The organism is Cryobacterium sp. N19 (assembly GCF_002929595.1).
Lineage (GTDB): Bacteria > Actinomycetota > Actinomycetes > Actinomycetales > Microbacteriaceae > Cryobacterium > Cryobacterium flavum.
On record NZ_PJJR01000043.1, the window covers coordinates 86,606 to 106,511 of the forward strand.

A 19,906-nucleotide genomic window follows, 5' to 3' on the forward strand; every position below is an offset into this window, starting at 1 on the left:
CATTGGAGTCACCACGTTGTTCTCGACCGATATCTTTCCCGTCCCGCGCTCGCTCAGCACACTGGACGGTCGCCCCGCAGGGCGACTCGCTTCGCTTGAGGTCATCACGGATTTCACGGTACCGGTTCAGGGGTACCACCTGCTAGCGCAGGACGGCCGCGTCGAGGTCCGGCATTCCGACGAACCCGGGCTCCGCTACGCACTGGCAACGCTCGCCCAAATTCGGATGGGCGGGATGCTCGACGACGGCGCATTCCACGTCGAGGACTGGCCCGACTTCGCGGTGCGCGGCTACATGCTGGACGTGAGCCGTGACCGGGTCCCCAACCGACTCGCGCTGCGCAACCTGGTCGAGCTCCTCGAACGCGCCAGGTACAACCAGCTCGAGCTCTACACGGAGCACACCTTCGCATATCGCGATCACCCCGGGGTCTGGCAGCACGCCTCACCGCTCACCGCAGACGACATCCGCTGGCTCGATGGTCTGTGCGCGTCAGCAGGGATCGCACTGGTGCCCAATCAAAACATCCTCGGCCACATGGAGCGTTGGCTCGCGCACCCCGACTATGCCCATCGAGCCGAAAAGCCGGAGGGGGTCGACCTGACCAGCGAGATCCTTCCCCCGACAACCCTCGCTCCGACGCCTGAGAACGCCCGATTCGTCGGCGATCTGCTCGGTGAACTCTTGCCTCTGTTCCGCACCCGGCGCGTCAACATCGACTGCGACGAGCCCTGGGAGCTGGGAGCTGGGACGAGCCGGGCCAAGGCCGAAGCCGTCGGGCTCGGGAGGGTGTACACAGACTATGTCGCCGGCATCATCGAGCCCTGGACCGGCCAGGGCTACGAAGTCGAGTACTGGGCGGATGTCATCGCTCACCACCCCGATGCCATCGACGACATGCCGACCGGCGCTATTCCAGTCGTCTGGATGTACAACACCCCCAACGCGATGCAACGCCTCGCCGCTTTGAACGACGCGGAAGAGGAGGCCATCCACGCCGCGCACGAAATCAACATCCGAGGCCTGCTGAACGGCTTCAGAGACCGCGCCGCAACGTTCATCGAGCGGGGCGTCCCCTTCTGGGTCGCTCCGGGAACGAACGCCTGGCGGTCTCTGATCGGGCGCCTGGACGAAGGACTCGGCAACCTCATCGACGCGGCAGAGGTTGGGCTGGAGAACAACTCGAAGGGTTACCTCGTCACCTCCTGGGGGAACAACGGATACTGGGACCCGCCCACAGTCTCGGTGCCACCGATCGCCGCCGGCGGTGCGTTCAGCTGGGCGCTCGAGGCGAACCGGGGACTCGGAGATCCCAGTGCGCTGCCGGAGGTGCTGAACCGTCACTTCTTCGACGACGCATCCGGGGCCATCGGCCAGGTCCTCTGCGACATCGGCCGAATCGCCGACAGTCTCGGAACGCACATTCTCAACACGACCCCACTCTGGGTCGTGCTGCAGTCCGGCGGCGAGCTGCGCGCCAGCCAGGTGCCAACGACAGGCGCGCTCGCAGACGCGCGGCGCGTCCTTTCCGAGGCGCTTGTGCGATTGGACACGGCAACACCGACGTTGGCGGATGCCGAAGACATCATCAAAGAGATCAGATTTGTGATCGACATGTCGGTATTGGCCATCGACCTGATCCATTCGGGCGTCACAGCAGACTCCCAGCCGACAGCATCCGACGCCGCACACCTCTTGGCACGCCTTGAACGGTTGCTGCACCAGCACGAGGAATGCTGGCTCGCTCGGGCCAGGCGCGGTGGGCTTCGCGAGAGTCTCGCCGTCATGGATACGTTGCGGGGCAGGCTGACGCTAGTGGCGGCAGGGGAGTCCGCGGTGGCCGGCCGATGAGCAACTCCGCCCGCCGACCGAACATCGTCCTGATTCTCACTGACGATCACGCGTCACACGCGATCGGCGCGTACGGCTCCGTGGTGAACACGACGCCGCGTATCGACGAGATCGCCGCAACCGGACGCCGCATCGACAACTGCTTCTGCACCAACGCCCTGTGCACTCCTAGCCGCGCATCGATTCTCACCGGAACGCACAGTCACGTGAACGGGGTCACCACCCTCGACACGCCGATCGACGCGAGCCAGCCCACTTTCGCCTCGCTCCTGAAGGATGCCGGATACCGCACCGGCCTCGTGGGCAAATGGCACATGGGCGAGGGCCCCGCTCACGACCCGCAGGGCTTCGACTACTGGGCGGTGCTGAGAGGACAGGGCGAGTATTTCAACCCTCAAATACTCACTAAGCACGGTGTTGAGGTGGTTCCGGGCTACGCGACCGACATCATCACGGACCTTGCCCTCGATTGGGTCGACTCACTCGATGGTGACGAACCATGGTGCCTGTTGATCCACCACAAGGCGCCCCATCGCGCCTGGGAACCCGACGAGAAGCACAAGGGGATGTACACGGACCCGATCCGCGTTCCGGGTACCTTCGATGACGATCACGCAACCCGCTCACAGGCCGCGCGCCGCGCAACCATGCGGGTCGCAGAAGACCTGACGCCAGAAGATCTCAAACAGGACCCGCCGGAGGGCCTGGATGACGAGCAACTCGCACTCTGGAAATACCAGAGGTACATGGAGGACTACCTGGCCTGCGTCGCATCCGTCGACGACAATGTCGGGCGGGTGACCGACTGGCTGCGCGCACAGAGTCACTTCGACGACACCCTCCTGATGTACACCTCCGATCAGGGATTCTTTCTCGGCGACCACGGCTGGTTCGACAAGCGGTTCATGTACGAGGAGTCGATCCGGATGCCGCTGCTGGTCAGCTATCCGTCAAGAATCACCCCGGGCGAACCCGTCGAGCAACTCATCACCAACGTCGATTTTGCACGCACCATCCTCGAAGCGGCCGGAGTCGAACCACACGAACGGATGCAGGGAACCAGCTTCTTGCCGCAACTCACCGGCTCACCCGACAGCACGCAGGACGCCGTCTACTACCGGTACTACGAGAACGACGACCAGCACCACCATGCGCCTGCCCACTACGGGATTCGAACCGAACGCCACAAGCTCATCTACTTCTACAATGACGGCCTCGGTCTCCCCGGCACGTCGGGTATCAGCTACCCGCCGGAGTGGGAGCTGTACGACCTCGTGGCGGATCCCGAAGAGCTGACCAACGTCTGCGACGAACCGTCGTACACCGAGATACGGGAGGAACTCGAAGCGCAGCTCTGGAGACTGCAGGCGGACCTCGGCGACGTACCCCACCCGACACAGGAGGTACCGGCCCGACTGGCGGCCCACCCCACGGCCATATCGATGAACTAAATACGCTGGCGCGCACTTGGCTCGATCTCCTCGCCGCAAGAGCGACTCATCCGGCCGAAACGTAGTTCCCGTGATACTCGCAGGGGGTGTTCCGGCTGGCGTGTCCAAGAAGATATGAGGTGTTCAGCTCTTGAGATTGGGCCTCTGCTCAAGTAAACATGGCGCTGACAGCTGGGACGTGTTCTGGAACCAAGACTCTGTTACTCGGCGCACAGGGCACTGGTGCCATGTGCGCTCCTCGGATCTGCCTTGACCAGGAAGCGGCCTTCGCTGCTGTTCTGTAGCTGAGCCAGAGACCAACCAGGGGACGTGTTGCTTGTCGACGACGCCTCCATGACGAGGAAACGAAACAGGCCTATGAAACGAACACAGCTTTGATGGTCCAGAACAATGCTGAGCCACGGGCCTTGGGCATTACAGCACTGTCTTTCGTGCTGGTGGCGGCGGAAAGCGGTTGTGGGAGACGCCGCGTGCGCAGGAGGTCGCCCGCACTGAGGGAGAGGACGCTCGACTGATTTTGTACGCACGAACTTTCAGTACGCAACAATAAACACGGCAGCGAGGGTGCCCAGCGCCACCGTTGACGCTGCGACCGCTACCAGCGGCCACGCACTGACACCGCGGAGCGTTGCGTCGCTCCGGAGAGCGTTGTGGGTCGCCCGATACCGCCGGGCGATGCCCAAGTAAGCGGCAATCGCGAGGCCGAGTCCCGCCATTCCGGCCACGGCGCCACCCAGACCGATTGCGGGCACCGTCAGACGAATGGCGACGGCGCAACCGACGGCCAGGGAGAGCACGGTTCGTTGCCAGGCCAGGAGCGTTCGTTCCGCCTGCAGTCCGACATCGAACGGTCGATCATTGATGTGGCTGCCACTCACAACAGCAGCCCTGCAGCGATGAGCAAACCGGCAATGACAACTCCGGCGGCGAGAACGCCGGAGAGCGCCGGAGCCGGTAACGGCAGATTCCGACGCATCCTCCGCTCCGTGCGCATCCAGCCGATCCACGCGTGTGCTGGGGCAGCGATCCCCAACAGGATGAAGATCGCGGCCGCGAGCAGGCGGAGTTCCGGCTGAATCGGCAGTTCGAGCGCCTCAAGCGCGACGCCCGCAGCGACCAAGGCGAGAGAGGTTCGGATCCAGGCGAGGAAGGTGCGTTCATTGGCCAGCGTGAAGCGCGGGTCTGGCTCACTACCGTGTCGATAGACCACCTTCGGGAAGCGTCGGTCTGTCATGCGATCGCGATGTCGGTGGCGCAGCGGAACCCGATATGGCTGGTCGCGGAGTCCTCGGTTTGCGGCGACCGTGCGGCGGGTCGATACCGAAGGCAGTACTCGGGCGCACACAGGTGTGAACCACCCTTCGTCACGCGGCGCACGTCAGGATCCGGCAGCGGAAGCGACGACACCGACTGACGTGCCTCGTTTGTCGACGACGGACCACACAGGCATCCCTCGCCACAACTCCCCGGTGCCGGTCCACCGGTGAGCGATGATTCGGATGCCGGCGTAAGCAGAGCGCCGGCAGCGGCGCGAACAGCGCTGTGGTCGCTGAGGAACTCCGACGAGGTCCACTCCCAGACGTTTCCGATCATGTCAAACAGCCCGAACCCGTTTGCTGGGAACGTGTCGACCGGTGACGTGCCGGTCCAGCCTGCCGCCCCGGTGTTCCGATACGGGAAGGAGCCCTGCCAGGTGTTGGCCATCAGACGCCCATCCGGGCGCAGATCGTCACCCCACGCGAAGGTCTGCCCTTCGAGACCGCCCCTGGCCGCGTACTCCCATTCGGATTCCGTAGGAAGTCGTTTGCCGGCCCACGCGGCGTAGGCGGCAGCATCCGTGTAACACACCTGCACCACCGGATGGTCCTGCCTGTCGTCGATATGCGAGTCGGGTCCGAATGGATGCCGCCAGCTCGCGCCGGCCGCCCAACCCCACCAGGCCCGCCAGTTACCCAGATCGACCGGTCCGTGTGTGGGATGGAAGACCAGGCTTCCGGGGACGAGGTCATCCGAGTGCAACTGTGGAAAGGTCGCAGGATCAAGCGGCTGCTCCGCGACCGTGACGTAGCCGGTTGAATCGACGAAGTCGGCGAACTGCCGATTCGTCACCGGGCTCCGGTCGAGCACGAAGGTATCGACCGTCGCGCGGTGCACCGGGCCTTCCTCCGGGTAGAAGTCCTGCGATCCCATCGCGAACTCGCCGCCCGGCACGACGATCATCGCGTGGTACCGCGAAGGAACCGTCTGGACGGTCTCGGCATTCGTCATGACAACACGATACCTCGGGAGAACTGTAACCTTCCGCGGGCAATTCGCCCTGCCCGCTGCCGCTCAGCTTTGTCGCTATGCATCTGGGTGTCTCGTAACTTGCGCCGAGTGCCGTCACCTAAGCGTCGATCCACCCATCGGGATCGTAGTGATGGCGGCGCGTTAAACTGCAAATGCCGTCCGGATCGTTCACCTTTGGGCACGTCCGCCAACTCGACGCCGTCGCCTGGCGGTGGTTGGTCAACGTCCCGCAAGCGACCCCGATCGCTTCTGGGATCAACGACTACGTCCTGGTCGATGTCGACGACACGATCAAAGAAGTCCACGGCTACCAGAAGCAGGGCAAAGCCAGCCGGTGAGTCGCGGTTAAGCCGAACCTTCTGTGGAACGGGGTGGGTGGGCGTTCTGTCGGCGAATCGTTGGGTTGGGACCCAGGCCAGATTCTTTGGCTAACCGGAGTTACGCACGAGGAATCGATCCATCACGAGTGGCGCTACGACCAAGCCGAAGACTGGACGCTTTTCCGCCGCCCCGTAGAGAAGTTCCCCTTGCGGGAAATGAGGTGTGGAGTTGATCGCTGAGTGGCGGCGTTCTGTGATCGCTACCAGGCGTTAAGGACGCTCGCCGAATCTTCGGTCGCGTCGTCAGTTCTCGGTCTCCTTGAGACTCGGATTTGTTGAGCCGGGATCAGGTGACCGCGCCCAAGGCGAACCTGGCCGGGCAGATCTCCCTGGATGACGCGATTACAACGATGCAGTCCGGCGTCACGGACGTCGTCACCAAGGCGGGATTCCTGAAATGACCGCCGCTCTGCTAATCCGCCCAAACCAGATCGAGCACCGCGAAGGCGGCGACGAGCTCTGGAGTTTCTGGGGCTAGGTCGACCGGTCCGACGTCGGTGAGTCGAGGCGAGAAATCCGAGTCTGCCGATGAGCGCTCGAAGATCGCCCAGAGACGAAGGTCATCGCCATGTCTTGATGTGAATTCGACGCCGTCAATCACCGGGTCGGTCTGCTGATAGAGCCAGCTCGCAATCGAGCGCGTCAAATCCCGCGGCCCTGAGTCTTTCAGTGCCGCTGCGTCGAAGTCGCTTGCACCCAGACGGCGTGCGGCGTCAACGAAACGCGGCCAGAGCGCGGCGATAGTCCCAGCAGCGAGCACGCGACAATAGGTGCCCTCTAGCGTGGCGGTCGATGCTCGCCGATCCTCAAGCCAGCGGTAACTCACGGCAGCCGGCACTCGAGCAGGGAATTCTGCCGTGTCTGCAGCGTCCTCCACAATCTCGTCCAGAGCGCCTGACAGGTGGGGGTCGGCTCGATACATCGCGAGTACTTCGATCAAGCATGCGAAGAGGGAATCCCCGGCGTAGACCGTCCTGAACTGACCATTGATGTCGTCCCACCGCCCGTTGAAGCGCCCCTCATTGCTGGCGTACTTCCAGTCGCTCCAAGCCCACGGTTCGGGGCGAAATCCAACCCGCCAAACCGTACCTAGGCCAGCATTCAGGATGAGATTTGCATCAGACATTCCTGCTTAGCCGAACGCCACGAACGAACGTGCGGCGGCCAGCACAGCTGGCCCCGCTGTTGCGAGATCCTGTTCACGCAGCGCGCGGGCCGGAGCCACATCGCCAAGCTCAGGATTCATCCCCTGGAACCAGCTCGCCACGGTCGATGCCGCCTCGCGGTCACGAAGCAACGCCATCACGTAGAACGCTGTACGTAAGCGCTGGACAACTTCTGCAGAAGGAGCTCGCTTACCTTCGGACCACTCGCGCACCGCTCGAGTTTCGCGAACGCCTCCTAGATAGGCGACAAGCTTCGCGCCGAGCGTCTCACGCAGCCCCGCAACGATCTCGGCCGGCGACAGCCGAAGTGATTCCTCATACCCCCGCAGCCCGGGCCGTGCAGTTGTAGTACCCATGAATCAAGTACACAACATCCCACAGCAAATAGCAAACAAAAGACTAAGACTTCACTATGCGATCCCTGGTAAATCACAGCCTATACCGGTAACGATGCGTGTCCAACGGCGTCGAATTGCACTCGATCCCGTATGTCGAGAGGCGATGAGTCAGTGGCGGAGCGCGGCGTAGCGGGCGAAGTTAGCGCCGGCGAGTTCTGCGTGTCGCATGGCCGTTTCAGGGGTCATTCCGAGGAGGCCGGCAAGGATGCTCGGTGGGGCGTCTTTGACCATGTCGCGCCATGCGACCGTGCGTCCGAGTTGTTCGGGAATGCCTTCCCTGGCTAGCGCTGTGGAGATGTAGGCCGGGAGTAGGTGCTGGCCTGGCATCAGGCCCGGGAACAGCCAGGGTGACTGTGTGTGCGCGGCGGTCTGCAGATTGAATCGCGTACTAAGCCATGACCGCATCAACGCGTCGAACGGAGCGGGGAGGTCCAGCCACTCGTCGACGACCTGGAGCGTTGTCGCGTCGCCGTCGAGCTTGACGTGGTCTAACTTCATGGATGCGATGCGGTTCAGTGGCTGGCCGAAGAGGAGCACAAGGCCGCCTGCGATCCGTAGGTTCAGGAGCATCTCGTCGGACAGGAGAACCCGTCGGATCGCGTCAATTCGTTGGTCGTGCCCGAATGACGTGCGGTTGGCCAGCGATCGCTTCGGCAGTTCAAGCGGTGGGACGAGGCGGCGGCCGATTGCCCAGTAGAGGAACGGCGGACTCAACCGGTCGTTGCAACACTCGATTTTTTTGAGGTGTTGTACGTGTGGTCGAAGTATGAGCTGGTTGAGAAACAGGCGCGGTTTTGGGTGTTGATGACTCAAGGCTCGACGCTGACTGCAGCGTGCGATGCTGTCGGGGTGAATCGACGAACTGGACGGCGTTGGCGTCAAGCAACGGGTGGGCGGATCCCTCTTCCTGTGGCAGAGGTATCCGGGCGGTACTTGTCCCTGGAGGAGCGACTGCGGATCGCGGACTTGCATCTGGGTGGCACCGGCGTGCGGGCGATCGCTGCTCTGGTGGGCCGCTCTGCTGCCACGATCAGTCGAGAGCTGGCTCGAGGCGGGGCCAAGACTGGCCCGCAGGCACGGACGAAGTATGCCCCTTATGCGGCGCAGAAGCAGGCCGAGCTTCGTGGACGTCGCCCGAAGGGCAGCAAATTCGACCGTCCGGAACTGGCCCTTGTGGTGCAGAAAAAGTTGTGCCTGAAATGGAGTCCGGAACAGATCAGTGATCATCTGGCTGCGGTGTTTCCCGATCGGCAGGAAATGCGAGTCAGCCCGGAAGCGATCTACCAGGCGCTTTACGAGGGCGGCCGGGGTGGCCTGCGCGGTGATCTGCATCAGCACTTGCGCACCGGCCGCGCATCAGGCGTCCGAGACGGCCCGCTGCGAAGAACTCGGGCAAGATCCCGGACATGACCATGATCAGCGAGCGACCGCCGGAGGTTGAGGATCGCGCCGTGCCTGGGCCGTGGGAATCTCAATGTCTTTGTCAAGCGGTTTTGAGCATCGGGATCTCGGCTGGTTCCTGGTAGAGGGTGTGGTCGCGGAGCATTGCCCAGAGGACGTTGATGCGTCGCCGGGCGAGAGCGAGCAGCGCCTGTTTGTGGTTTTTCCCTTCGCGGCGCTTTCGGTGGTAGTAAGCCCTGGAGGCGGGGCTGTTCTTCAAGCTTGATAGTGCTGCGAGATAGCAAGTTCGTAACAGCCGTCGGTTGAATCGGCGGGGTCGGTGGTGGTTGCCGCTGATGCGGCCGGAGTCTCTGGGAGCTGGTGCGACGCCGGCAACGCTTGCAAGCCGGTCCGGGCTTTCGAAGCTGCGCAGGTCGCCTCCAGTGTTGGCAAGGAACGTGGCGGCGAGGATGGGCCCGAATCCTGGCATGCTTTCCAAGATCTCAGCGTTCTCGTGCTCGTTGAATCGGGCGGTGATGGTTTTGTCGAGGTCGACGAGGTCTGCGTCGATTGCGGTGATTACGGCGGCCAGGCGCGACACGAGGGTGGCGGCGATAATCTCGGTGCGCAACGTCGTTTCTTGCTCACGCGCGGCGTCGATTGCTTTCTGGGCGACGGTGGCGCTGTTGCGGCAGCCGCGGGCTTTCAACCATGCCGCCAGACGCGTTACTCCCATCCGGCGAAGCGCTCCGGGCGTCTGGTAGGTCGATAAGAGGGTGAGAGCGGCTTTGCTTGTGGAGTAGTCGAACGCGCGCTCCAGCGCGGGGAAGTATTCCAGCATGGTCGCGCGGAGCCGATTGATTGCGCGCACTCTATCGTGGATGATGTCCAGGCGTCGAGCGGTCAGGAGTTTCAGGTCGACGCTGATCTGATCACTATCGCGAACGGGTTGGAGGTCGGTGCGCATCCGTGCCTGATCGGCGATGATTCGGGCATCTTTCGCGTCTGTCTTGCCGTCACCGCGGTAGGTCGCAGCCGCGTGGTGAATGATTCTGCCCGGGATGTAGAGCAGCTGCTGGCCGTGATCGACCAGCAGGGAAATCAGGAGCGCTGCGCCGCCTGAGTTCAGATCCGTCGCCCATACGACCTCGTGTCCATCGGCGATCTCGGTGACCGTGGCGATGATTTCGAGCAGCACGGTCTCGTCGTTATCTATCCGTTGGGAGAGAAGCATCTCCCCGGTCTGGTCGATCACGACGCAGTGATGCGCCCGCTTTCCTGAATCGATTCCCGCCCATACTGCTGGCATCTGAATGTTCCTTCCGTCTCGTTGATAGCAGTTTCCCTGTCGATAACCACGCCGGCACGTCCTTACCCAGCGATCAATGTCGCAATTCTCAATCAGCGGTCGAGTCATCTGCGGGCAGCGGGCGGCCATTCCCAGTGAGCCGTTTATGCGGCAAGGCGATCTCAGCCATACCCGCCACCCGAGGGTGATCGACACACTACGACAGTCCCGAAATCACCCACCACAACAACGTAAGGAAGGCGATCTGATCTTGGGGTCACACTGCCGGTCGGCGATCGCCACTTTGGTGGAGCGTCAGACCCGCTTCACGATGCTGGTCCACCTCCCCGGTGACCACGGCGCGATCACGGTTCGCGAGGGGCTGTTGGCCGCCATTAGAAGTCTCCCCGACCACTTGGCGAAGACTCTGACGTGGGACCAAGGAACCGAGCTGGCCCAGCACCGGCAGATCACGCTGGCCACCAGGATCGCGATCTACTTCTGTGATCCACATTCGCCGTGGCAGCGGGGCACGAACGAGAACACCAACGGCCTACTGCGCCAATATTTCCCCAAAGGCACCGACTTATCCGTCCATTCGCCCGAGCGACTGCTCGAAGTCGCTACCGAACTCAACAATCGACCCCGCAAAACACTCGGCGGCATCACACCCGCTCAAGCCATGGAACGACTATTGTCAGAGCCAGAAAATCCCATCGTTGCGACGACCGGTTGAATCCGCCGAACCCTCTGCGGGACAGCTGAAATAGCTATCCCGCAGCCCACTAGCTGGGTGTGTCTCGTTAACGGTGTTTCCGGCGTTTTTCATTAGTAGGATTCTGCGTTCGGCCAGCGGTCGTGGAAGGTGATGGCGAAGGCGTTGAGAGCTGGCTTCCAACGCATCGTCCAACGAGCTCGGCCCTCACCGGTGGGATCGAGACTTCGCGTGACCAGATACAAGCATTTTAGAGCGGCCTGCTCGGTGGGGAAATACCCTCGAGCACGCACCGCCCGCCGGTACCGGGCATTGAGTGACTCGATCGCATTCGTGGAGCAGATCACTTGGCGGATCTCGGGGTCGTAGGACAAGAACGGGGTGAACTCTTCCCATGCCGACTCCCATAACCGGATGATGGCACCGTATTTCTTTCCCCAGATCTCGGTCAGATCGTCCAATGCTGCCCGTGCGGCGTCGACGGTCGGAGCGGTGTAGATCGGTTTCACCGCTCGTTTCATCGCATCCCAATCCTTCTTCGAGGACAGCTTGAACGTGTTCCGAATGAGGTGAATGATGCACGTCTGCACCGTGTCAACGGCCACACGTTCCCGACAACGTCCGGGAGCCCTTTCAACCCGTCACAGACCAGGAAGAACGTGTCGGTGACACCACGGTTTTTTGATGTCGGTCAGGACAGACATCCAGAATTTGGCGCCCTCACCGCCGGTGCCGGCCCACAACCCAAGAATATCTTTATCGCCGTCCAAGGTCACGCCGATGGCCGTGTAGATGGGCCGGTTGGCGACCTGCCCATCCCGAATCTTCACGACGATCGCGTCGATGAAGATCGCCGCGTAGACGCCGTTCAAGGGGCGAGACTGCCACGTTTGCATCTCCTCGATCACCTTGTCCGTGATGCGAGAGATCGTCTCTTTGGAGACCTGCGCACCGTAGATCTGGTTGAAGTGCGCGCTGATCTCCCCGGTCGTGAGGCCGCAGGCATACAACGACAGCACAATCTCATCGACCCCGGTCAAACGGCGTTGTCGTTTCGGCACGATCACCGGAGTGAACGTGGCGTCCCGGTCACGAGGCACCTGGATGGTCACCGGCCCCGTCGAGGGCTGATCACCGTTTTGGGCCGGGTCCCGTTGCGCACGTTGGATTCGTCACGCTCGTCCGGGGCACGGTTCTTCTCATGACCGAGATGCTCAGTCATTTCCTCGTTCAGAGCCGTCTCCAGGAACGTTTTCGTGAACTGGCCCAGCAGCCCTTCAGGACCGTCCAGAGCCAGGCCCTGCTCCTTGGCCAGGCGCACCCATTCCTTCGCCGCCAACGCCTCACGGGTGGGCTCATTTTTCGTCTTCTTCGTCACAGCATCAAGTGTCGTCATCACGGCACCTTTCCCGCCAGACCCACGTCCAGCGCGTCAGGCCGGAAACACCGTTTAAGAGACAGTCCCCACTAGCTCCACGCGGGAGGCCGGAGTACTAAACCAAGGGGCCGTTGGGCAGAACAGACACAGTGATGTTTCCGCCGGGACGATCGCCGACGTAGGCGAGTGCGTCGTTGACGTTGTCGAGGGTGAAGGTTTTGTGAGTGAGGAAGGAGAAATCAACCACGCCACTTTCAATGAGCTTGAGCAGGTTGTACATCTGCGGTCGGGTGGGAAATCCGGTTCCGAGGATGGGGGCGCTTTGAGCCATCGCTTCCGAGTAAGTCTGGGTGATGTCACCGACGGCGCCGCCTGCGGCCAGGGCGGTCCGTCCGGACGGTTTGACGGTCTTGATGAGGTCGTTGGTGCTGTTGGCGTCGCCACCAACGCCCAGGCAGTCGTAGAACACATCGACGCCGGCGCCGTTGGTGTGAGCGTTTACCCAGCCGGTGGGGTCGACGTCGTCTTCGGTGGAGAGGATCTCGATGCGGTGTGGGGCGAGCTGCTTGACGATTTCGAGACGGTCTTTGTTTCGTCCGATGCCGAGGATTTTCGTGGCGCCGAGGCCAAGGGCGATGGCGACAGCAGCCATACCGAGGGTTCCGGTGACACCGTTGATGAGCAGAGTCTGCCCCGGGGTGAACTCTGCGGTCATGAGGCCGTTGTAGGAGGTACCGATGTAGCCGAGCCGGGAAGCGGTGAGGTAGTCCAGGGTGTCGGGGATGAGGGCGATCTTGTCAGCGGGAGCAAGGGTGAATTCAGCAAAGCCGCCGTCTCGCCACTGGTTGATGATCTCCTTCGACTGCGGGCTGGTACCCATGTAGCCGCGCATCGTGGCGAAGGGACAGACACCGCGGCCGCTGCGGCAGGTCTCGCATGTCCCGCAGACGAAGACAGGATCGATCCAGACGCGGTCGCCGACTTTGAGGTTGAGGACGTCGTCACCCACGGCATCGATGGTGCCCGCGGTGTCGAGGCCGAAGATGTAGGGCATGTCGGGGAGCGCGAACGGTGTGTAGCCGTTGACGACGTTGAATGAGTTCGGGACGAGGCCACAGGCCGCGACCTTCACCCGCACCTCGTTCTTACCCGGGGTCGGGATTTTAGCGGTCCCCACCTCCAGCGGCTTGCCGATGGCGACCATGCGCGCGACGTTCATTTCAGTCATGTTTCTGTCCTAGGGTTCGTGGGAAGTTGGGGATTCTTTGCTGTGTCACCGTGGACCTACTGGGCTGTTTTCTGGAAGTAGTCGCAGTAGGCGGTCAGTGGACAGTCGCCGCACTTAGGTGTCCCCGCGACACAGACTTTGTCTCCGTGCTGGATGAGCCATTCATGGGCATGACGTTTGTACTCAAACGGCGTGATGCGGTTCAGGGCGTCGGCGGTAGCGACGTGGGTTGTGGTGTGAACGAGGCCGAGGCGGTTGACTGCGCGGTGAACGTGGGTATCGACGGCGACGCTGGATTCGTCGAAGAGCGTGGTCATGACGATATCGGTGCACTTGCGACCGATGCCCGCCAAAGCCATCAACTCATCGTGCGTGTGCGGAATCTGACCATCGTGGCAGTCCATGATCTGCTGGCTCATCTTCTTCAACGACAGGGTCTTCATGTTGTAGTGGGCAACAGGGCGAATGAGTTCACGCAGCTCATCGTCAGTGAGCGCGAGAATGCCTTCGAACGTGGACACTTCAGCGAACAGGGCGGTGCAGGCGCGGATCACCCGTTTGGAGTGGGTGATGGTGGACAAGGCGGTGGCGACGATGACCCGGAAAGGGGTGTCGGACATTCCACTGGTCATCCATTCGTCATCGCTGTTGTCGAACGTCGGGTAGGTGTCCTTCAAGACCTCGTACACGCGGGTGATGGTTGTCTGGTCGAGCATGGGTATCGCCGCCTGTCCGGTTAGATGGCGGTGGCGGTGTCGCCGGGATGAACGACGACGTTGATGAAGCCGCCGGGTCGGTCGTCAACGAACGTGAAAGCGTCGTTGACCTCGTCCAAGGGGTAGCTGCGGTGTTCGAGGAAGGACAGGTCGATGACGCCGGCTCCGATCAGAGTGATCAGTTCGTCGATCTCGGTGGAGGTGAACCACTGTGAGCCGACGACGGCGACGTCGCGGGTGAGGATGTCCCAGTAGGACTGGGAGATCTGGCCGTCGACGCCACCGGCGGCCAAGACGGCGCGGCCACCCTTGGTGATGGCGGCCAGCAGCGTGTTGGTGCTGTTGCTGTCGCCGCCGTTGCCGAGCAGTCGAAGAGGGCGTCGACACCGTCGCCGCCAGTGGCATCTTGGGCCCAGGCGACGAGGTCGATGTTGTCTTCGGAACTGTGGGTGCTGATCCGTCCGGGGGCGAGCTGCTCGATTCGGTGCATCACGTCGCGGTTGCGACCGATGCCGAGGATTGTTGTGGCGCCCATGCCGAGAGCGATCGCGACGGCTGCGAGGCCGAGGGTGCCGGTGACTCCGTTGATCAGCACCGTCTTGCCGGGTCCAACGCCCACTTTTTTGAGTCCTGCGTAGGAGGTGCCGATGTATCCCAAGCGGGCGGCGGTGCGCAGGTCAACGGTGTCGGGCAGCTTGGCGATGCGGGCGTCGGGGGCGATCACATATTCGGACAGGCCGCCGAGGGGGTTCTGGTTGAGCAGTTCGCCACCTTCGGGGGTGAGGGCGACGTAGCCGCGGAGGCTGTTGTAGCGGCAGATGTCCTCGCGTCCCCGGCGGCAGCTGGTGCAGGTACCGCAGGTCATGTGCGGGTCGACGTAGACCCGGTCACCGGGCTTGAGTATGAGCACATTGTCCCCGACGGCTTCGATGACGCCGGAGACGTCGAGGCCGAACACCGCAGGCAGGGTCGGGACGGGGGCGCCCACTACGGTGATGATGTTGTAGGCGTTGGGGACAAGGCCGGCGGCGACGACCTTGACCAGGACGTCGTTCGGGCCCGGAGTTGGCTTGTCGGCGACGCCGAGGACGAGCGGTTCCCCAGCAGTGACGAGGCGTGCAACACGAATTTGGGATATGGAGTTCCTGACGGGGACGTTGAAGAGACTGCGGGCGCAAAGATGGCCTCAGCTCGATGAGTGAGGTGGAGGGTCGCAACAAAGCGACAAGAACCGTCCGTGAACAGCGCGACGAACCGGGTGGTATCACTGATACTAACAGTAATCGTACGAAGTAGTCCTGTTTAGTGGCTGGGAGAGTGCTGACAGATTGAGACCGCTCTAGTTGGCCTTAACGATGGCCAATTCGTCCCAGTGGGTGGTCGCCCGCGGTGACACCATCTCGCGGCGCATCGTCCACGCCCGGTTCGTCTTCAGACCCGCGAGGCCGAGCGCGAGGCTCTCCTGCCCGTAGCGGGCGGTGATGGAATCCAGGACCGCACCGGCGGCGAAGGGTGTCGGGTCGGTTCCAAAAATATCGAGGATGGCATGGGAGTCGGTAGGAGAGAATTCGTGCAGACTGACACCGACCCTGACGTAGCGCTGGCTGCTGTCGAGCTGCGGGCCGAGGGCGGCGATCGCCGCCCGGTACATCTCCACCGGATCATCGGTCGCATTGGGGAAGGCCAGGGAGACGGCGTGGGTCGTGTGGTTGTCTTTGAACGGTGACGTCGAGGCGTAGCAGCGCATAAGGCGGGCGAGGGAGCCCTGCTGCCGAAGCCTGGCCGAGGCCCGCTGTGTGTACACGGAGAGGACTTCCTCGAGCTCGGCGACAGTGCTGATCGGAATGGAAAAAGAGCGGGAGAACTGGATCTGCTCCTTGTCCGCCCGTTCCTCCTCGAGCGGGAGACAGTCAATGCCGCGCAGCTCCTGCACCGTTCGCTCCATGACGACGCTGAAGCTCTTGCGAATGCGGACCGCATCGGTGTCGCGGAGGCCGGCGGCGGTATGGATGCCCATCCCGGTAAGCTTTCGGGCTGTCCGGGAGCCGACTCCCCAGACCTGGCCGGCCGCGACCGATTCGAGGATCAAGGTGAGCTGGGCGGGGGTGTACGCGGCGAGGTTGCAGACACCCTCGAGCGCCGGGGAAGACTTGGAACCGCGGTTCGCGAGTTTGGCTAAGGTCTTGCTCGGAGCGATACCGATGCTCACCGGCAGCCCGATCAACTTCTTGATCGCGGCGCGGATTTCGCGGGAGGTGGCAGTGACCTGAGCGGGGGTGCCGGTGAGGCGGATGAAGCTCTCGTCGATCGAGTACACCTCTTGGGAAGAGGTATATCGGCCGAGGATTTCGACGGTGCGGGCCGAGATGTCGCCGTAGAGCTCGTAGTTGCTGGAGCGGGCGATGACTCCCTTCAGCCTGGCCTCGGGGGCTATGGCCTGCCACGGGGCAGCCATGTCGATATCGAGCATCTTGGCCTCGGCAGAACGGGCGATGACACACCCGTCGTTGTTCGAGAGCACCACCACCGGTTTCCCCTCGAGGGCGGGGTTGAAGATCCGCTCACACGAGACGTAGAAGTTGTTCGCGTCGACCAGAGCCAGAGACGAGGCGTTAGACACGGTGCAGGCACCTCGTGACAACTCCCCAGATGACCAGCTCGCTCATCTCCTCCAGCACGATCTCCGGGTACGCCGGATTCTCCGGGATCAGGCGCACACCCCCGTCGGGATCGAGGCGGAGACGCTTGATAGTGAGCTCGGTGTCAACCACGGCGACGACGACACTCCCGTCCCGAGCGTTCAGCGACCGGTCGACGATGACCTCATCCCCGTCCCAGATACCGGCGCCGATCATGCTGTCGCCACTGACCCGGACGATGAACGTCGCCGTCGGATCCGTCATCAAGTGCCGGTTCAAATCAACTGGACCGTTGTAGTAGCCCGTGGCGGGCGAGGGAAAGCCGGCGTGGACGGACTCGGGAGCGAACTGGGCGAACACCTGGGGCGCGTCCGGGTCTGCGGCAGCGGACCGGATCGAAACAACAACGGTATGCACAAGTGATCCTCTCGCAGGTGAAGGCGGTGGTCGGACGGCGGATTCGTGGTGACAAGACGGCGGGTCAGCGGGCGGTGACGAGAGAGGCGAAGAACATCCGGGCGACCAGGGCGACGTCGATGCGAGCCTGCTCGCGGAGACCGGCGAGGTCCTCGCCGTAGAATGCCCGCATATATAACGGGTGCAGGGCCATCTGAACGAACCGCTCACCCAAAGGGGTTGCCGCCTCGACCGTGCCCAACGTCGTGATCTCGGCCAGACACACGGCGATCGCAGCGGCGCACTGGCTGAACCCGACGCGGCCGACCTCGACCGCAAGCTCCGGGAACGCGTCAGACTCAGCCGCCGTGACGAGCATCAGGTCAATACAGAACCGGGTCAGAGTCACATCAGCCAGTTCGAGACCGGCCTTCACCAGGCGCTCCTCAGCAGACCCCTCAGATTCCCCGACCGTGACCGCGCGGGCAAACTCCGCAGTGGAACGGCGAATGACAGCAGCGAACAGATCCGGCTTGGTCGAGAACCGCCCGTACAGGGTTGTCTTACCGGTCCGAGCAGCAGCGGCGACCTGATCGACGGTGGTCTTCGCATATCCCTGGGTGAGGATGAGGGTGGTCGCGGCGTCGAGGATCCGCTGTTCGACTTCGCCGGCCTGATCGGCGCGAGGTCGACCACGCCGCGGCGGGTCAGGCTGGAGAGGGAATGTCATCGTCGGCCACGGCATCCGATCGACCATACGGTCACCGGGCGGCCTCGTTCAGGTAGTCCACCAGCGGACGGACCGTGCTGAATGTCTCGACGACGTCGGTCGTCGACTCGGATTCCTTCACGCGTGCCATCGTCATTGGCCGGTTCGCGCAGTACCCCTTCATCCGTAGGTACTCGATGGCCGGGTCGTCCGGATCGTAGCCCTGGGGCGCGATCTTCAAGTTTCCGGGGCTGGTGAGCCCATGCGGGAACATGCTCGTCATCGGTTCAGACTCCACGACACCAAGCCACTTCCCGTAGGAACCGGACAACCGCTTACGGATACGAGTCAGCTCCCGGCGCTGCGGAGTGAACGCGCCACCACCGCAATACACGTTCCCCGGCTCGACATGCAGGTAGAACCCAGCGATGGCCGGCGCGGCCGCCGGGGCTTTGAACATCAGAAAAAACTCAGACTTAAAGCGCGGCTTGCCCGGTTTCGCGAAGCGCATGTCCCGGTGGATGCGAGAGATCGTGCGTCGTGGATCGGGGTTCGCAGCAGCAAAACCAGCGCTCTCCTTGTCGAAACCGGTAATGAGAGCGCTGGAAACGTCGGTGAGGTTGGCGAGGACGTCGTTGTAGGCATCCCGGTGTCCCTCAAACCACTCCTTGGTGTTGTTCTCGGTGATGTCATGGAGAAAGTCGAAAGTCTTCGAGTCAATCACAGTGTTTGTCCTGTCATATGCTGCACAGCCCTGAGGAGGTTCTGAGGGAGTGGGGCGCGGAGAAAACCGCGAACCTAATAATAGGACGATACCGTCTTTATCTGTGTGGTTGTCGATAGATTCAGTAGACGATTCACCGTGCTCGTCCACCGGGGAAGTCCTCCGGGTCCTGGACCAATCGCAAAGGCCACGACCATGGTCGTCATCATCCTGGGCGGCATCGCCCTGCGAGCACGTATGAGCGGATCTCCACTGACGCACGCCTCGGCGAACCATGGAATTCGCCACCACCCGGCCAACAGGACACGCACCACCGCGTGACCGTAAGGCGGACCCTCAACGGGCTCCCCGTAGCACTGCACTCGCCGACGGTGGACGCGTGGCCAGAAAAGCCCGAATGGAAACGGAGGAGGGAACGGAACGCGCGCAGATACTCTGGGTCGATGATCACAAACGATTCGGTTTCTATCCGCGCGGTCCAAACCTCAGACTCGTCCCAGTGGGCTGAGCTCTATCGGGGCTATCGAGACTTCTACGAGCTGTCTCCCGATGACAGCATCGTAGAGCGTGTCTGGACCTGGATCAATGACGACTCGAATGAAGTCCATGCTTTCGTCGCCACGTCCGGGGATCGACTCGTGGGGCTCGCGCACTACCGTCGATTTTCTCGTCCTTCAACGGGCAGCGTGGGCATCTACCTCGACGATCTGTTCACGGATTCGACAGCTCGGGGAGCCGTCGTCGGGCGCGCGCTACTGAGCGAACTCTCCGCGCTGGCCGAACGCGAAGGACGCTCAGTCGTTCGCTGGATCACGGCAGAAGACAATACTCGGGCCCGCCGCCTCTATGATTTGACCGCTATGTCTACTCAGTGGGTTACGTATGATCTGACGCCAGGGGCACTATGACCGCGCGATAGTGCCATCGCTGTCCACTGGCTTCCGTACTCCTCTGCACGACGCACGTTCAGACGGCGGTGTCCCCAGCTCGTTGGATTGCCCGGTAGACCGTGGATCTGGCGATGCTGAAAAGTTCTGCGATCTGCGCGGTGGTGTGTTCGCCCCGTTGGTGGACCTCGACTAGGTGCTTCTCCTGCGCCGGAGACAGTTTGGGCTGCTTGCCGCGGAGCTGGCCAGCCGCTTTGGCGACTTGCATCCCTTCGCGGGTGCGTGCTCGGATCAGGTCGGCCTCGAATTC

Annotated in this window: 22 protein-coding genes and 2 pseudogenes; 7 read left to right on the plus strand and 17 right to left on the minus strand. The window is 62.5% G+C overall.

Annotated features, from left to right (window positions below; all coding sequences use genetic code 11):
• Positions 1–16: 16 nt before the first annotated feature.
• Together CXY78_RS03215 and CXY78_RS03220 are read left to right on the plus strand one after the other, a co-directional pair.
• A complete protein-coding gene (locus CXY78_RS03215) occupies positions 17–1,852 on the plus strand; it encodes a glycoside hydrolase (protein ID WP_104088023.1) in 1,836 nt (611 codons plus the stop codon).
• Positions 1,849–3,303 carry a sulfatase gene (locus tag CXY78_RS03220; RefSeq protein WP_104088025.1) on the plus strand — a complete coding sequence of 485 codons (1,455 nt, stop codon included), beginning with the start codon at positions 1,849–1,851 and terminating at the stop codon, positions 3,301–3,303. The genes CXY78_RS03215 and CXY78_RS03220 overlap by 4 nt, the downstream gene beginning before the upstream one ends.
• Positions 3,304–3,836: 533 nt before the next feature.
• Here CXY78_RS03220 and CXY78_RS03225 read toward each other — a convergent pair.
• Genes CXY78_RS03225 through CXY78_RS03235 form a run of 3 tightly spaced genes read right to left on the minus strand, consistent with a single transcriptional unit; the run spans position 3,837 to position 5,571 of the window.
• Positions 3,837–4,181: a DUF202 domain-containing protein gene (locus tag CXY78_RS03225; protein WP_104088026.1), complete on the minus strand. Its 345-nt coding sequence runs from the start codon at positions 4,179–4,181 to the stop codon at positions 3,837–3,839.
• Complete coding sequence (locus tag CXY78_RS03230; RefSeq protein ID WP_104088028.1) at positions 4,178–4,537, minus strand: YidH family protein; 360 nt, start codon at positions 4,535–4,537, stop codon at positions 4,178–4,180. Before CXY78_RS03230 ends, CXY78_RS03225 begins: the two co-directional genes overlap by 4 nt.
• On the minus strand, positions 4,534–5,571 hold the full coding sequence (locus tag CXY78_RS03235; protein WP_233206069.1) for a formylglycine-generating enzyme family protein: 1,038 nt from the start codon (positions 5,569–5,571) through the stop codon (positions 4,534–4,536). Before CXY78_RS03235 ends, CXY78_RS03230 begins: the two co-directional genes overlap by 4 nt.
• A 185-nt stretch (positions 5,572–5,756) precedes the next feature.
• On the opposite strand from CXY78_RS03235, the pseudogene CXY78_RS03240 reads away from it, so the two are divergent.
• Together CXY78_RS03240 and CXY78_RS21840 are read left to right on the plus strand one after the other, a co-directional pair.
• Positions 5,757–5,915, plus strand: a pseudogene (locus tag CXY78_RS03240) (IS1380 family transposase); the annotation flags it as partial.
• Between the two features lie 332 nt (positions 5,916–6,247).
• Positions 6,248–6,373 carry a hypothetical protein gene (locus CXY78_RS21840; RefSeq protein ID WP_255410383.1) on the plus strand — a complete coding sequence of 42 codons (126 nt, stop codon included), beginning with the start codon at positions 6,248–6,250 and terminating at the stop codon, positions 6,371–6,373.
• 11 nt (positions 6,374–6,384) lie between these two features.
• Here CXY78_RS21840 and CXY78_RS03245 read toward each other — a convergent pair whose 3' ends face one another.
• The 3 genes from CXY78_RS03245 to CXY78_RS20650 all read right to left on the minus strand — a co-directional run bounded on the left by CXY78_RS03245 (position 6,385) and on the right by CXY78_RS20650 (position 8,034).
• A complete protein-coding gene (locus tag CXY78_RS03245) occupies positions 6,385–7,098 on the minus strand; it encodes an RES domain-containing protein (RefSeq protein ID WP_140425641.1) in 714 nt (237 codons plus the stop codon).
• A gap of 6 nt (positions 7,099–7,104) precedes the next feature.
• Complete coding sequence (locus tag CXY78_RS03250; RefSeq protein ID WP_104088031.1) at positions 7,105–7,494, minus strand: hypothetical protein; 390 nt, start codon at positions 7,492–7,494, stop codon at positions 7,105–7,107.
• A gap of 150 nt (positions 7,495–7,644) precedes the next feature.
• A complete protein-coding gene (locus CXY78_RS20650) occupies positions 7,645–8,034 on the minus strand; it encodes a hypothetical protein (RefSeq protein WP_140425642.1) in 390 nt (129 codons plus the stop codon).
• 411 nt (positions 8,035–8,445) lie between these two features.
• Between CXY78_RS20650 and CXY78_RS03260 the strand changes: the two genes are divergently transcribed.
• Positions 8,446–8,946, plus strand: coding sequence for a helix-turn-helix domain-containing protein (locus CXY78_RS03260; RefSeq protein ID WP_158253253.1), 501 nt, complete (start codon positions 8,446–8,448; stop codon positions 8,944–8,946).
• A 73-nt stretch (positions 8,947–9,019) separates the two neighbouring features.
• On the opposite strand, the gene CXY78_RS03265 is transcribed toward CXY78_RS03260, so the two are convergent.
• A complete protein-coding gene (locus CXY78_RS03265; RefSeq protein ID WP_369827230.1) occupies positions 9,020–10,225 on the minus strand; it encodes an IS110 family transposase in 1,206 nt (401 codons plus the stop codon).
• A 145-nt stretch (positions 10,226–10,370) separates the two neighbouring features.
• Here CXY78_RS03265 and CXY78_RS03270 point away from each other — a divergent pair, with 145 nt between their 5' ends.
• Positions 10,371–10,940 (plus strand): IS30 family transposase, encoded by a 570-nt coding sequence (locus CXY78_RS03270; RefSeq protein ID WP_369827232.1) that lies wholly within the window; start codon positions 10,371–10,373, stop codon positions 10,938–10,940.
• Positions 10,941–11,032: 92 nt separating this feature from the next.
• Here CXY78_RS03270 and CXY78_RS03275 read toward each other — a convergent pair.
• The 9 genes and pseudogenes from CXY78_RS03275 to CXY78_RS03310 form a co-directional block, all read right to left on the minus strand.
• Positions 11,033–12,318: pseudogene (locus CXY78_RS03275) on the minus strand (IS256 family transposase).
• Positions 12,319–12,412: 94 nt separating this feature from the next.
• On the minus strand, positions 12,413–13,525 hold the full coding sequence (locus CXY78_RS03280; RefSeq protein WP_104088035.1) for an alcohol dehydrogenase catalytic domain-containing protein: 1,113 nt from the start codon (positions 13,523–13,525) through the stop codon (positions 12,413–12,415).
• Positions 13,526–13,581: 56 nt separating this feature from the next.
• On the minus strand, positions 13,582–14,241 hold the full coding sequence (gene nth / locus CXY78_RS03285) for an endonuclease III (protein WP_104088036.1): 660 nt from the start codon (positions 14,239–14,241) through the stop codon (positions 13,582–13,584).
• Positions 14,242–14,261: 20 nt separating this feature from the next.
• Positions 14,262–14,534, minus strand: coding sequence for a hypothetical protein (locus CXY78_RS20655; RefSeq protein WP_140425644.1), 273 nt, complete (start codon positions 14,532–14,534; stop codon positions 14,262–14,264).
• Positions 14,420–15,379 carry an alcohol dehydrogenase catalytic domain-containing protein gene (locus CXY78_RS03290; protein WP_104088038.1) on the minus strand — a complete coding sequence of 320 codons (960 nt, stop codon included), beginning with the start codon at positions 15,377–15,379 and terminating at the stop codon, positions 14,420–14,422. Before CXY78_RS03290 ends, CXY78_RS20655 begins: the two co-directional genes overlap by 115 nt.
• 201 nt (positions 15,380–15,580) lie before the next feature.
• Entirely contained in the window at positions 15,581–16,861 is a 1,281-nt protein-coding gene (locus CXY78_RS03295) for a Y-family DNA polymerase (protein WP_158253255.1), read from the minus strand.
• Positions 16,854–17,276 carry a LexA family transcriptional regulator gene (locus tag CXY78_RS03300; RefSeq protein WP_140425647.1) on the minus strand — a complete coding sequence of 141 codons (423 nt, stop codon included), beginning with the start codon at positions 17,274–17,276 and terminating at the stop codon, positions 16,854–16,856. The genes CXY78_RS03295 and CXY78_RS03300 overlap by 8 nt, the downstream gene beginning before the upstream one ends.
• An 85-nt stretch (positions 17,277–17,361) precedes the next feature.
• Entirely contained in the window at positions 17,362–18,006 is a 645-nt protein-coding gene (locus CXY78_RS03305; RefSeq protein ID WP_158253256.1) for a TetR/AcrR family transcriptional regulator, read from the minus strand.
• Positions 18,007–18,037: 31 nt separating this feature from the next.
• A complete protein-coding gene (locus tag CXY78_RS03310) occupies positions 18,038–18,709 on the minus strand; it encodes a DUF2461 domain-containing protein (protein WP_158253257.1) in 672 nt (223 codons plus the stop codon).
• Positions 18,710–19,152: 443 nt separating this feature from the next.
• Here CXY78_RS03310 and CXY78_RS03315 point away from each other — a divergent pair, with 443 nt between their 5' ends.
• Positions 19,153–19,617: a GNAT family N-acetyltransferase gene (locus CXY78_RS03315; RefSeq protein WP_104088044.1), complete on the plus strand. Its 465-nt coding sequence runs from the start codon at positions 19,153–19,155 to the stop codon at positions 19,615–19,617.
• A 58-nt stretch (positions 19,618–19,675) separates the two neighbouring features.
• On the opposite strand, the gene CXY78_RS03320 is transcribed toward CXY78_RS03315, so the two are convergent.
• A partial coding sequence (locus CXY78_RS03320; RefSeq protein WP_104088045.1) for a helix-turn-helix domain-containing protein occupies positions 19,676–19,906 on the minus strand: 231 nt, incomplete at its 5' end.

Bases quoted from the DNA above. Each gene is read 5' to 3' on its own strand.
- CXY78_RS03305 (WP_158253256.1), bottom strand. From the start codon at position 18,006: ATGACATTCCCTCTCCAGCCTGACCCGCCGCGGCGTGGTCGACCTCGC.
- CXY78_RS03315 (WP_104088044.1), top strand. From the start codon at position 19,153: ATGATCACAAACGATTCGGTTTCTATCCGCGCGGTCCAAACCTCAGAC.
- nth (WP_104088036.1), bottom strand. From the start codon at position 14,241: ATGCTCGACCAGACAACCATCACCCGCGTGTACGAGGTCTTGAAGGAC.
- CXY78_RS03265 (WP_369827230.1), bottom strand. From the start codon at position 10,225: ATGCCAGCAGTATGGGCGGGAATCGATTCAGGAAAGCGGGCGCATCAC.
- CXY78_RS03270 (WP_369827232.1), top strand. From the start codon at position 10,371: ATGCGGCAAGGCGATCTCAGCCATACCCGCCACCCGAGGGTGATCGAC.
- CXY78_RS03230 (WP_104088028.1), bottom strand. From the start codon at position 4,537: ATGACAGACCGACGCTTCCCGAAGGTGGTCTATCGACACGGTAGTGAG.
- CXY78_RS03245 (WP_140425641.1), bottom strand. From the start codon at position 7,098: ATGTCTGATGCAAATCTCATCCTGAATGCTGGCCTAGGTACGGTTTGG.
- CXY78_RS03235 (WP_233206069.1), bottom strand. From the start codon at position 5,571: ATGACGAATGCCGAGACCGTCCAGACGGTTCCTTCGCGGTACCACGCG.
- CXY78_RS03250 (WP_104088031.1), bottom strand. From the start codon at position 7,494: ATGGGTACTACAACTGCACGGCCCGGGCTGCGGGGGTATGAGGAATCA.
- CXY78_RS03280 (WP_104088035.1), bottom strand. From the start codon at position 13,525: ATGACTGAAATGAACGTCGCGCGCATGGTCGCCATCGGCAAGCCGCTG.
- CXY78_RS03220 (WP_104088025.1), top strand. From the start codon at position 1,849: ATGAGCAACTCCGCCCGCCGACCGAACATCGTCCTGATTCTCACTGAC.
- CXY78_RS20650 (WP_140425642.1), bottom strand. From the start codon at position 8,034: ATGAAGTTAGACCACGTCAAGCTCGACGGCGACGCGACAACGCTCCAG.